Source organism: Marinobacter salexigens (assembly GCF_002806945.1).
GTDB lineage: Bacteria > Pseudomonadota > Gammaproteobacteria > Pseudomonadales > Oleiphilaceae > Marinobacter > Marinobacter salexigens.
The window spans coordinates 33,233-45,707 of record NZ_NIHC01000001.1; the positions used below are offsets into that span (position 1 = coordinate 33,233).

10 protein-coding genes are annotated in these 12,475 nt (G+C 55.5%); 5 read left to right on the forward strand and 5 right to left on the reverse strand.

What is annotated here, in order from left to right; translation table 11 throughout:
* Positions 1-118: 118 nt before the first annotated feature.
* The gene (locus CDH47_RS00205; RefSeq protein WP_100637830.1) at positions 119-1,036 is read right to left on the reverse strand and encodes a DMT family transporter; all 918 of its coding nucleotides are present in this window, start codon (positions 1,034-1,036) and stop codon (positions 119-121) included.
* Positions 1,037-1,163: 127 nt separating this feature from the next.
* Here CDH47_RS00205 and CDH47_RS00210 point away from each other — a divergent pair, with 127 nt between their 5' ends.
* The 3 genes from CDH47_RS00210 to CDH47_RS00220 all read left to right on the forward strand — a co-directional run bounded on the left by CDH47_RS00210 (position 1,164) and on the right by CDH47_RS00220 (position 4,933).
* Positions 1,164-2,111 (forward strand): LysR substrate-binding domain-containing protein, encoded by a 948-nt coding sequence (locus CDH47_RS00210; protein WP_100637831.1) that lies wholly within the window; start codon positions 1,164-1,166, stop codon positions 2,109-2,111.
* 130 nt (positions 2,112-2,241) lie between these two features.
* Positions 2,242-3,627 carry a D-arabinono-1,4-lactone oxidase gene (locus CDH47_RS00215; RefSeq protein WP_100637832.1) on the forward strand — a complete coding sequence of 462 codons (1,386 nt, stop codon included), beginning with the start codon at positions 2,242-2,244 and terminating at the stop codon, positions 3,625-3,627.
* Between the two features lie 13 nt (positions 3,628-3,640).
* Positions 3,641-4,933, forward strand: a complete 1,293-nt coding sequence (locus CDH47_RS00220; RefSeq protein WP_100637833.1) for a DSD1 family PLP-dependent enzyme — start codon at positions 3,641-3,643, stop codon at positions 4,931-4,933.
* 58 nt (positions 4,934-4,991) lie between these two features.
* Here the strand turns inward: CDH47_RS00220 and CDH47_RS00225 are convergent, their stop codons facing one another.
* The 3 genes from CDH47_RS00225 to CDH47_RS00235 form a co-directional block, all read right to left on the reverse strand.
* On the reverse strand, positions 4,992-7,493 hold the full coding sequence (locus CDH47_RS00225) for an acyl-CoA dehydrogenase (protein ID WP_100637834.1): 2,502 nt from the start codon (positions 7,491-7,493) through the stop codon (positions 4,992-4,994).
* 102 nt (positions 7,494-7,595) lie between these two features.
* On the reverse strand, positions 7,596-8,486 hold the full coding sequence (locus tag CDH47_RS00230) for a prenyltransferase (RefSeq protein WP_100637835.1): 891 nt from the start codon (positions 8,484-8,486) through the stop codon (positions 7,596-7,598).
* Between the two features lie 11 nt (positions 8,487-8,497).
* Positions 8,498-9,385, reverse strand: coding sequence for an AEC family transporter (locus CDH47_RS00235; RefSeq protein ID WP_100637836.1), 888 nt, complete (start codon positions 9,383-9,385; stop codon positions 8,498-8,500).
* Between the two features lie 100 nt (positions 9,386-9,485).
* On the opposite strand from CDH47_RS00235, the gene CDH47_RS00240 reads away from it, so the two are divergent.
* Positions 9,486-10,673 carry a MalY/PatB family protein gene (locus tag CDH47_RS00240; RefSeq protein ID WP_239985534.1) on the forward strand — a complete coding sequence of 396 codons (1,188 nt, stop codon included), beginning with the start codon at positions 9,486-9,488 and terminating at the stop codon, positions 10,671-10,673.
* 10 nt (positions 10,674-10,683) lie between these two features.
* On the opposite strand, the gene CDH47_RS00245 is transcribed toward CDH47_RS00240, so the two are convergent.
* Positions 10,684-12,090, reverse strand: a complete 1,407-nt coding sequence (locus CDH47_RS00245) for a succinylglutamate desuccinylase/aspartoacylase family protein (protein ID WP_100637837.1) — start codon at positions 12,088-12,090, stop codon at positions 10,684-10,686.
* A 188-nt stretch (positions 12,091-12,278) separates the two neighbouring features.
* On the opposite strand from CDH47_RS00245, the gene CDH47_RS00250 reads away from it, so the two are divergent.
* Positions 12,279-12,437, forward strand: a complete 159-nt coding sequence (locus CDH47_RS00250; RefSeq protein ID WP_100638698.1) for a YqaE/Pmp3 family membrane protein — start codon at positions 12,279-12,281, stop codon at positions 12,435-12,437.
* The last annotated feature ends 38 nt before the right edge of the window (positions 12,438-12,475 follow it).

The following is a 12,475-nucleotide window of genomic DNA, read 5'->3' on the forward strand; positions in this document are numbered from 1 at the left end:
GGGGAGGCAACCAGGGGCGGGGCACCTTCCAAAACACGCTGTGAATACGTCCGTGTACGCTTGGCTCCGCCATCCCTGGCTCCGCACAGTTTTGGAAGGTGCCCCGCCCCCGGTTGCATCAGGCTTCGGCGGTGGCCGTCTGTTGCTCATCTCGGGTAGCAGGATTAAAGCCCCTGGGAGGTGATTTACGGCGCTGGTTCAGGCCGATCATCACCAGCGGCACAACAACCATCAAGCTGCCCACCAGGAACCACCAGTCCGGTACTTCGTTAAACCAGATCCAGCCAATACCTACCGCCCAGATCAGCCCAGTGTATTCAGCACTGGTCACCTGATTGGCATCCACCTGCCGGTAGGCCAATAAAACGGTGATGTTATAACCCAGAATAAAAAATGCCGACGCCGTGGCAGTAAACAGAATCTCCGGATGCCAGGACGCACCCTGCTGCCACTCCCATAAAGCGAGCAGGCCAGCAGCGGGTATCACCAACAAGTAGTTGAGAAACAACTTGTGCACCGTGGTCTGGCCCTTGGGCAGCTTGCGCACCATCACCGCATTGATCGCCAATGTAATCGCCGAACCCAGTGCCCCGGCAACCGCCCAGTTGAACTCAACCGGGCGCAGGATAACGATGATGCCCGCGAATCCACTGAATACTGCAAGTACACTTAAAGGCGACAGCGACTCCCGGAAGATAACCACCGAAAACACCATCACCAGAATCGGAGCTGCATAAAACACGGCGTTGGCGGTGGCCAGTGGCAGGTTGCTCAGGGCTACGATCATGCACAGCAGGCCCACCAGATGAACGTGCGCTCTTATGGCGTGCACCTTGATACCGGCAAACAGGTTGGTGCGGTCGACCTTGCGGGCCAGGGGTAGCAAAAACACGAGGGTGATCAGGCAGCGTAGAAATGCAAACTGCAGAATGGGTGCGCCGGGCTCCATCAGTTTGATAAACACGTCAGAGATGAGCGCCATGGCGTTGCCAAGCACAAGCAAAAGAATTGCGCTGTTTACAGTTTTACCTGACATCGTTTTCTTACCTGAGACACGGGGGGGATGAATAAAGCGCACACATAGAAAGTGGCAGTTACAGTCTACTTGGGTTTTAATATCCGATAAAATGATGTTTCTTACTGGTCTATTAGATAAATAGATAATGAAGCTGCCACCTCTCAGAGCCCTACCCGTATTCGAAGCGGTTGCCCGCCTCAACAGTTTTTCATTGGCTGCCGAGGAGTTGGCAGTAAGCCAGAGTGCGGTGAGCCATCAGATCAAACAACTCGAAACCTATCTTGGAGAGCAGCTGTTTTTACGCGGCGGGCGCACACTCGCGTTAACCGATGAGGGACGGCAGTATCTTGATGCCGTCAGCACGGCTTTGCTGCAAATAGAGCGGGCCAGTGAAAAGCTGTTAGGGCATGAAGAATCGCGGTTGCGGCTTGCGTTGTTCAGTTCCTTTGCTGTTCGCTGGTTGGTACCGAGGCTGCCCGACCTGCAGCGGCAGCACCCCCAAGTAGAGCTGGCGCTGGAAATGACCAGCGAAAATCCGGTGCTGTCTGATCGTGTGGCGGACTGCTTTATTACCATTAATCAGGACTCACCAGCATACAGCTACGAACTGTTATACGTGGAACAACTGTTTCCCGTATGCAGTCAGGATTATTGGCAGCGGATTTGTAGAGAGCTGGGGCGAGAGGCCGCCGCAACAGGACGTGATGAGTCGGCCATGACCACCGCTGAGGTGGCGCAGTATCCTTTGCTATCTACCCACAGTATTTATGATAAGGCCGCTGGAGATTGGGAGGCCTGGTATCAGACGGTGGGCGAAACACTACCAACAAGCGCTCGCGTTCAGCACTTCAGTCACATGCTGCTGGCCTTGGAAGCGGCGCGTCACCACCAAGGCATTGCCCTGACCAACGATTACATGCTGAGTACCCGAAAGGATTCTGAGGAATTTGTGCGCTTGCCATGCCACCCTCTGATCACCGGCGACCGGTTTTATTTTGCCTGGAAAACCAGCCGAAGAAGGGAGCGGAGCATACAGCTTCTGAGGGGCTGGCTGGTGGATGAAGCCATCAGAGGGGGACTCAGATCACAATGATGGGAAATTGACCCTTTGTATCTGCTTTTGCGTCGCTAGTGCTATCGGAGAATAATCTTGCAGCGGGTATCCTTGTTTCAACAGTAACAAAACTGCGCGTAGTCACCAACGCAGTGAACAAGGAACCACCATGTCGTTAAATCGTCGCCAGTTTCTCCAATACGCCGGCGCCCTTGGAGCTTTGGGTGCGCTTGGTAGCCAGGCCGCACTTGCACAAGTTCTCAACCCTCAACGTATGCAACCCTGGCGCAACTGGTCGGGCGTGCAAACCTGCTTGCCTGCAGAGCAGGTAGCTCCCAAAACACTGGACGAGCTGGTTGATGTGATTGCCCGAAGCACCGGCACCATTCGCCCGGTGGGGGCAGGGCACTCGTTCAGCCCGCTGGTGCCCACGGATGACACCCTGCTTTCCCTGGGCTATTTCGGCGGCATGCTCAGCCACGATCCGGAAACCCATCAGGCAGAGTTTGGTGGCGGTACCTCCATGGCGCTTATGGGGATGGCGTTGAACGAGGTGGGCCAGGGTTTCATCAATATGGCGGATATTGATCACCAGACCCTGGGCGGCGCTGTTGCCACATCCACCCACGGTACAGGCATCAAATACGGGTCTTACTCCAGTTACATCAAAGGCGTGCAGTTAGTGACTGCCAGCGGGGAGGTGCTGGATTGCGATGCCACCCGACATCCGGACGTATTCAATGCAGCCCGGGTATCCATGGGTGCACTGGGGGTTATCACTGGCCTGACCATGCAGAACCGGCCAAGCTATCGCCTGCGGGAAACCATGTGGGTTGCCAAAACAGAAGACTTGCTGGCGGATATTGATAAGCATGTTTCCGAGAACCAGCACTGGGAAATGTTGGTAATTACCCATTCAGACTACGCCCTGGCGATTGCCTTGAACGAAACTGAAGAGGCGGCTACACCACCGGTAAACAAGGCTGAAAGCGGTGGCAATGAGTTCGTGACTCTGTTGGAGAAGCTGGATAAATATGGCAGTGACTTCCCCTCTGCCCGCCGGTTTCTGCTGAACAACCTGCGGCACTTTGCCACCTTTGATGAGCGTATTGACGAGTCTTACGAAATCTATTCAAACATACGTTCGGTGCGTTTTAACGAAATGGAATACTCAGTGCCCGCGGAGCATGGCCCTGCCTGCCTGCGTGAGATTCTGCAGTTGATAGAGCGCAATGATTTACCCACTTGGTTCCCGCTGGAATACCGCTATGTGCAGGCTGACGATATACCTTTGAGTATGTTCCAGGGGCGCGACAGTTGTGCGATTTCCGTGCACCAGCACTACAGCATGGATTACCACAATCTGTTTGCGGCCATAGAGCCGATTTTCTGGAAATACGATGGCAGGCCTCACTGGGGTAAGCTGCATACGCTGAATGCCCGCCATCTTGAAAAGCTATATCCTCAGTGGCGTGAGTTTACGGGGGTACGCGAGAGCCTCGACCCCCGGGGCAAGTTCCTGAATGCCCACCTGCGCTCAATACTGGGCGCTTAAAGGAGACAGCATTGTGAATCGTCGTGGTTTTCTGTTCACAGGCCTGCTGGGAAGTGCGGCCATACTGACTGGCGCCGCCTTGCTGCGTCCTGCTGACAAGGGCAAACCTTATACGGCTTACTTTGAAGCTTTGAACGCGGAGCTGAAACGCGCCGGGCCCATGCGGCCTGTATTGGTGGTGGATCTGGACCGCCTGGATCACAATATTGATGTGGTTAAAGCTTCCCTGCAACGCAGCGGCAAGTCGTTGCGCCTGGTTGAAAAGTCGCTGCCCGCGCGCGGATTGCTGGAATACATTGCCAACCGTACCGGCACAGAAAAGCTGATGTCGTTTCACCAACCCTTCCTGAATCAGACCGCTGAGTACTTTCCACAAGCCGATATATTGCTGGGCAAACCGCTGCCAGCCCGATCCGTTGAGGTGTTCTATCAGCAGCATCAAGGGCAAGCTGATCCCACAGCGAGAATCCAGTGGCTGATTGATGCACCTGAGCGATTGCAGGAGTACCTGCAGATAGCACGAGCGCGTAACAGCAAGTTCCGTATCAACATTGAGCTGGACGTTGGCTTGCATCGCGGTGGTGTGACCGATAACGATACGTTGAATGCGTTGCTTGGCTTGATTGCCAATAACCCGGAGCATCTCGAGTTCTCCGGGTTTATGGGTTACGACCCGTTTGTGGGTATGGAGTTGCCCTCGGTTCTTGGCTCTCCGGAAACGCTGCTAGGCAAGGTGATGACCCGCTATCAGGGCTTTGCTGATTTCACGAAAAATCACTACCCGGCATTATGGCGGGATAGCCTGGCGCTGAATACAGCTGGCAGCCCCAGCTATCGATTGCATGAAACCGAAACCCTGAGTACGGAGCTGGCGGTGGGCTCTGCCATGGTAATGCCCACTCACTTTGATTTGCCTTCATTGAGTGATCATATTCCCGCAGCTTTTATTGCCAGCCCGGTACTGAAATCCACAGGACCGGTGAATATCCCGGCGCTTGATGGGAAATCCAGAATCTTCTCATGGTGGGATGTGAACCAACGTGCCAGCTACTTTATGTATGGCGGTAATTGGCTGGCGGACTTTGTTGCACCAGAAGGGCTCCAGAGCAATAGCCTGTATGGCAGGAGTTCCAACCAGGAGTTAGTGACAGCCTCGCCGGGAGTGGGGCTTGAAGTGAACGACCAGGTATTTTTGCGCCCGCAACAAAGTGAGGCCGTATTGCTGCAGTTTGGCGACATACTGGCGGTGCGCGATGGAAAGATTGTGGATCACTGGCCTGTATATCACGAAGGTTCCCGGGCATAGCCGCTAAGCCATAAGGACAGTGGCCAGCGTTTTCAAATGCTGGCCACTGCCCTTGAGATTACTTGACTCCAGGGCGCTCGACTACTTTTCGCTTGCCCTTGGCGCACCGAGACAGCGCCTTGAGACCTTCCTCATCAAATGCATCTACCCGTATAACGTCGTACAGGGCGGTCAGTGCTTCTTCAAGTTTTTCACACTCCTCAGCCTTCACGGAACCTTCTGAGCAGGCCCAGTCCACCAGTTTCTTGCGTTCGTGGCCCATCAGTAGCGTAATTTCGTCCAGATCATCTTTATCACGATTACGAATGGCTTCGTGAAGGCGACCGCGTACATCGGCGGTTTCGTTTGCCAGCTTGTAGGCATTCAGAACCCGGCCAAGGGGATCCTTCGGATCCATTGTGGTGTAAGTGCCGCGGCTGATGCGCTGGCGCAGCGGTGTGTCCTTGACAATGCTGGCAGCCACTTTGGCACCTAGCTTGTCATCCGGCCCGTTCAGGCCGGTCGCACCCAGCGGGAACACCAGCAGGCGCATCGGCCAACGTAGAGCGGGTACAGGGAATTTGGTGATGGCTTCACGCATGGAGTGCTGTAAGTCCTGCAGGCAGGTTTGCAGGCACCATTCCACCAGTGGGCGCTGGTCGGCAGGGTAGCCTTCCTCGTGCCACTGCTTGATCACGGCCGTCGCGTAATACAGCTGCACCAGGCAGTCCGCCATGCGCCCGGAGAGGCGCTGCCGGGCTTTTAGCCCTCCGCCCACGGAGAGCAGAGTTACATCGGTCATCAGTGCAAACGCCGCCGAGAAGCGGGCAAGCTGGCGGTAATATGAGCGGATGTTTCCTTGCCGTGGCACGGTTTCAAACAACCCGCCGGAGAGGGCAAGAACAAAAGCCCTCAAAGCGTTCCGTGTGGTGTGAGCCAGGTGTTTGTAGAAGATGCCGTCGAACTTCTTCGCCGCCTGGTCTTCGTCTTCCATGTCAGCCGCTGCGATTTCATCAACAATAAACGGGTGGCAGCGAATCGCGCCCTGACCAAACACCATCAGGCTGCGGGTCAGGATGTTTGCGCCTTCCACCGTAATGCCAATGGGGACAGCGTTGTAAGCGCGAGCCATGAAGTTGCGGGGGCCGGTTATTACGCCGCGCCCCGCTACTACGTCCATGGCGTGGTTGATCACTATCCGCATCAGGTCTGTGTTGCGGTATTTCAGCAGGGCAGAAGGCACCGCGGGCCGCACGCCTCTGTCCAGCATGCCGGAGGTCAGCAAGCGGGCGGCATCCATCATGTAGGTGTAACCGGCGATGGGTTCCAGAGCCTCCTGAACACCTTCAAACTGGCTGATGGAACGACCGAACTGCTCGCGGGTATAGGCGTAGGAACCGGTCGCCAGGCTGGCAACCTTGCCAGCACCTGTGCCCAGTGCAGGTAGGGAAATAGAGCGCCCGATAGACAGACATTCCAGCAGCATGGTCCAGCCCTTGCCGAGCATGTCCTGGCCGCCGATGACCTGATCCATGGGAATAAATACGTCGGTGCCCCACGTAGGCCCGTTCATGAACACGGTATTCATGGGCAGGTGTCGGGTGCCTGCGTGTACGCCTTCGGTTTCCCGCGGAACCAGCACACAGGTCACGCCAATGTCTTCGTTTTCACCCAGCAGGTTTTCCGGGTCGTAAACTTTAATGGCCAGGCCAATCAGCGTGGCAACAGGGGCGAGAGTGATATAGCGTTTGTTCCAGGTAACTTTCAGCCCCAGAACTTCTTCGCCGTTCCATTGGCCTTTGCACACAATGCCTTTGTCGGGAATGGCGCCTGCATCGGAACCCGCAATGGGCGATGTGAGGGCAAAGCAGGGGATCTCTTCACCACCAGAGAGCCTTGGCAGGTAATACTTTTTCTGTTCGTCGGTGCCGTAGTGCATTAGCAACTCACCCGGGCCGAGGGAGTTGGGTACCATCACGGTGACCGCAGCCGATACGCTGCGGGTAGAGATCTTCATAACGATTTCTGAGTGGGCGGTGTTGGAGAAGCCCATGCCCCCGTCTTCTTTCGGAATCACCAGGCCGAAAAAGCCGTTCTCACGAATAAACTTCCATACTTTGTTCGGCAGGTCGTACTCTTCGTGGGTGATCTTCCAGTCATCGAGCATGCCACAGAGTTTTTCCACCGGGCCATCGAGAAAGGCTTGTTCTTCACTGGTCAGGTGTGCGGGTTTTGCTTCCAGCAGTTTCGACCATTCAGGCTTGCCGGAGAACAGTTCACCATCCCAGTCTACAGAGCCGGATTTGAGAGCTTCCTCTTCCGTTGAAGATAGTTTGGGTAGACGACTGCGAACCCAGCCCAGCAGTGGGCGACTGAATTTATCGAGACGCATCTCGCTGGGAATAACCAGAATCAGGGCAAGCGCCAGAAAAAGACCGCCAAACAGAATGCTGGCTATGTGCCACTCGTCCTGAAACAGGCCAATCAGGGTTGCGACAGACATCACCACAGCAGCTGTGGTGCCGCCAATTCCCACATAGATAAGAACCAGGGCACTGATGAGCAGTAACAGTACACTCACGGGCAGACCTCCATATCGTGGATAAAATTCGCCGAATTTCAGATTAACCTTCGGCCAAAGTTTCCCCACATGCAAGGGCAGCACGTGAGCAGGTGCCTCTGGCTATAGGCTCAGACCGACAATGAGCAGGGCCAGGGTGGCCAGAAGAATGGCTACGTTGGTACCCAGCAAGGTGTTGAGTGCGTCTGGCTGACCAAGGGCGCCCGGCAGCTTCCGGGCAAGCCAGAGTGCGAAGGGAGCCGTTGCTAGTGACAGTATAGACGGCAATGGCAACCAGCCAGCGAGTATGGCCACTACCAAAACGACATAACCCGCCAGAAATAATGCGGATACCAACCGGGCAGCGTTACGGGTGCCAAGGGTAATCACCAGGTGGCGACGCCCTATTTTGCGATCGGCGTCGGCATCGGGGATCTGGTTGATCAGCAGTAATTCGCTCACCAGTAGCAGTGTGATCGCCGATACGGCAATGGCGGTGGCATCAAGTCTGGCGCCAAGTGCCACTAAGGTGCCCAGAACCATTACCGGTCCGAAGCCGATGCCCGGTGCAAGCAGGCACAGTATGGGGGAGCGGGTAATCCAGCGGGTATAGGTGAGCACGAGCACAACACCGGCCGTGCCCAGAACCAACATGGGCAGCCCGCGCTGCCAAAGAAAGTACAGGCCAATGAGGATTACCAGAACCAGGGTTCCAAGGCCGGCAAGCAGCACGCGCTTTGCTGCGCCTGGTTGCTCAGGCAGGGCACCGCTACCTCCTGAAAAGGGTGTACGAGTGGTTATAAAATCCAGCCCGGACACAAAATCCTCGTATTCATTGAGCAGATTCACGGCCGCGTGAGCCAAAAGTGCGCCAATAAACACCAGCAGTGTATCCAGAAGCGCCGGCGGCTCGCCTTGATGCCAGGCCACAGCAACGCCTAGCCCAACACACAGAGGGGCAAGAATCAGGAAGTTAGGGCGGGAGGCGCGCACTACCGCAACGGTTTCAGACATTTATTCGTTCCTCAGATATAACCGGCGGCAAAAACCAACCCAAGCACGATCGGCATAACAATCAGACTACCAAGGTTACTTAATAATACGAGAGAGGCCACTTTGTGGGGTTCCTGCTGATATTGCTCAGCCACCATGTAATTCAGCACCGCAGGAGGCAGGGCTGCGAAAACCCAGAGTGACGCAACCTGAAGGCCGGGTAAATCCATCAGTGCAATCATCGGCCATGCCAGGAGTAAGCCACTTACAGGGCAGGCGATGGCGCCAAGCATGCCCAGCTTCCAGTCGCTGAAATCGATATCCAGCATGCGCACCCCGAGGGTAAACAGCATAAGCGGTATGCAGATTTCCCCAAGCATGTTCAGGGAGTGGAGCAGCCAGTCGGGAAGGCTGACGCCCGACAGGTTTACAGCAAGCCCGGCAATACTGGCGAACACAATGGGTAGTCTCAGGCGTTGCAATAGGGAGGTGTGTGGGTCGAGCATGTACAGCCCTACGGAAAAGTGCAGCAGCATTTCCACAATGAACAGCACGATAGCGGCAGGCAGTGCCGCTTCCCCAAAAGCCAGAACCAGTAGCGGAATACCCATGTTGCCTGAGTTGTTGAACATCATGGGCGGCAAAAAAGTTTTCAGGTTCAGATTGAGAATCCGGGCCAGCGGATACAGAACAATGCCTGAACCCAGAACCACCACCGTCGCAGCCAAGGCAAGGCCGGCATAATCCTGCAGAGGTGCCTGCTGGTCGGCCAGCACGGCAAATACCAGCAAGGGCACAAACAGTTCCATGTTCAGAACGTTCAGCCCGCGAATATCCGGGGTGCGAAACCGACCGTAAAGGGCGCCACAGCCTGCAATAAGAAATACGGGCAGCAGGGTCGAAAGAATCTGGGCAATCATCAAAAGCTCCAATAGGCGCCGCAGGTTGGTTGCGGTGCTGATGCTACGCGACCACAATAACCCGGATACCAGGATTGCTAATCGGTTATGGAGTTTACCAGTGACAAGTCCGTTTGATCAGCCCCTTAATCGCGAACATACCTGTTCGGTTAAGCTTGATGTCCGCAAGACAGTGTTTGGCCGCGAGGATGTGATTCCAGTCTGGGTGGCAGATATGGATTTCGCCGCACCAGAGGCCGTTACTCATGCGCTTTCAGAGCGTGCCGCGCATCCGGTTTATGGCTATACCCTGTTTCCGGATAGCCTGTACCAATCCATCATTGACTGGTTTCGTGAGCGGCACGGCTGGGAAATCAAACGGCACTGGATACTGATGGCGCCGGGCGTTGTGCCGTCTTTGCATGCCGCCTGTATGGCTTATGTGGCCCCGGGTGAAGGTGTGATTGTTCAGCCCCCGGTGTACCCGCCGTTTTTCAGTTCCGTTCGCCAGAGCGGGCGGGAAATTATCGAAAATCCGTTGGCTTGCGATGATGAAACCGGTTACTACCGGATGGATCTCGAGCATCTGGAAGCGTGTGCTGCCCGCCCGGATGCCCGCCTGCTGATGTTGTGCTCACCCCACAACCCGGTTGGGCGAATCTGGTCTGAGCAAGAACTGAAAGCGGTTCTGGATATCGCCCGGCGTCATGATCTGGTTGTTATTTCAGATGAAATTCACTGCGATCTTACCTTTGCCGATATGCCCCGGCACCGGATGCTGGCAACACTTGCGCGACCCGGCGATGCGCTGATTACGGCTATTGCACCCAGCAAGAGCTTCAACATACCCGGGCTTGGGTTGTCTGCTCTTGTCATTCCCGATAAGGAACAGCGCAATGCCATGCAAGCGGTATTCGATTCCATGCACCTACCCCAGTGCAACCCGTTCAGCATTGCAGGGTTTGAAGCCGGCTACCGTTCCGGTGGGCCTTGGTTGAACGAGCTGATGGTGTACTTGCAGAAGAACCGGGACTTTGTAGTCGACAGGGTTAATGCCCGTTTGCCCGGTATCAAAACCCGCGCGCCAGAAGGGACTTATCTGGTGTGGCTGGATTGCCGGGAGATGGGGCTGGATGATGCGGCCTTGAAGCGGTTTTTCGTGCAAGACGCCGGAGTGGGCATGAACCCCGGCATCTCGTTTGGCGAGCAAGGCAGTGGTTTTATGCGGCTTAATATCGGCTGCCCCGAAGCTGTGCTGGCCGATGTGCTGCAGCGCATTGAGTCGGCTTTGAAGGGCGGCGAGCTGTAAGCCTTCAGGGCTATTCTCCCGGAACCTTTGCCTCTGTACCTATGTGGTAGGCGGCAAAGCCGGCCATGACCACCTGATCCACAGCCATGCCAATGATGCGGCCATCGCTGCTGGAATGGATAGGGTATTGCGCGTTGGTGATCGGATCAGCGATATAGCCAAGCACCTGGCCCTTGGACACTTTCGCGCCCAACTTGACCTTGCTGAACAGAATGCCGCCATCGTTTGCTCGTACCCAGGCAGAGTTGTAATACACGGGCTGTGGGTCGCCCCATACGAACATTCGCGAGATCATCCCCTGTTTTTCCATCAGGCTGGTGAGGCTGTTTACGCCGGCACTAATCTGATGCTCCTGAATGCGATGGGATTCGCCGGCTTCAAGCGTTACCGCACGGATGCCTGCATTAACCGCTGCGGTGCGAAGCATTCCGCGTGAGCCGCTACTATGCACCACTGCCATGCGGTCAAACCCTCGGGTAAATTCGGCCACAGTGGGGTTGTTCATATCGGCACGAAGTTGCGGCAGGTTGGTTCGCTTCAGTGAGCCGGTATGTATGTCTACCAGCATGTCGCAATGCTGGATAATATTTTCGAAAAGCGAATAGGCGATCCGGTCTGCCAGACTGCCGTCGGGACGGCCAGGGAAGTGCCGGTTCAGGTCGCGTCGATCCGGCAGGTAGCGGCTACCCTGTTGGAAACCGGGCAGGTTCACAATGGGAATGCCTACCACGCTACCGCTGAGTTTTTCCGGGTCAAGGTCGTACATCGTCTGGCGGATAATTTCGATACCGTTCAGCTCGTCGCCGTGGATGGTGCCTGTCAGGCACAGGGTGGGGCCGGCATTGACGCCGTTAACCACCAATACCGGTGTCGGCTGCGACAAGCCGGCAATCTGGATGCCGGACGACCATGCCAGGCGTGTAGATGTACCTGGCAACACTTCGCTGTCTAACAAAACCAGATTGTTAGCAGGCTCCGGGTCTTTGGTTTCCATTTCGGGGGCCGTGTCTTCCCGGGGTTCGATTATGGCTTGCTCTTCGGTGGCCGGGTGGTCCTGAATGGAGGGGTCCTTCGGTGGCTCAGGAGTAGGTGCGGGTGCAACTTCTTTCAGGTCAATGTTGGGCGCTACTTTTTTCGGCTTGGGTGAACGCTTTGGCCTGGGTGTTGGTGCCGCTGTTTCAGCCGCCGGGGCCACCTCGGGTGCTGGGGCCGTAAGGGGAATTCGCCGTGGCTCTGAGCGCTCTACATCCTCAACGTTTTCGTCTTCTGCCAATTCTGCCAGCAGAACCTTCTGGGTTGCCGGTTTCTGTTTGCTGCTTGCAGGCGGCTCTTCCTGCGACATCACGGGCATGGCCAGCATGAGCAAGCAAAGGGGCGTTGTAATAGCGGTCAGCATTTTCAGCCTGTAAAACAGCATGGTTCCTCACGGGTGGTTCATAAAGGGCTAAGGATAAAGCTTCGCCAAGGGTCATGAATATGGCAATAACAAAGGTTTAATGCCATTTTCATGGTGTGGCCATGAACATTGTTGCCAATAGTAGTTATGGTCGCGAAGTAGATGCGAGCTTGAACTATCCGTTATATCTGACAGAGGAAGTGAACTATATGGACTTTTTGCGAATTATTATTGCCATTCTGTTACCGCCGTTGGGTGTTTTTTTGCAGGTGGGTATCGGAAAACACTTCTGGATCAACATACTGCTGACGATTCTGGGTTATATCCCCGGCATAGTGCACGCGGTGTATATAATTGCCAAAAAATAGACATAGGCAGGCGCCTTGAACGCCTGCCTATGGGAAGG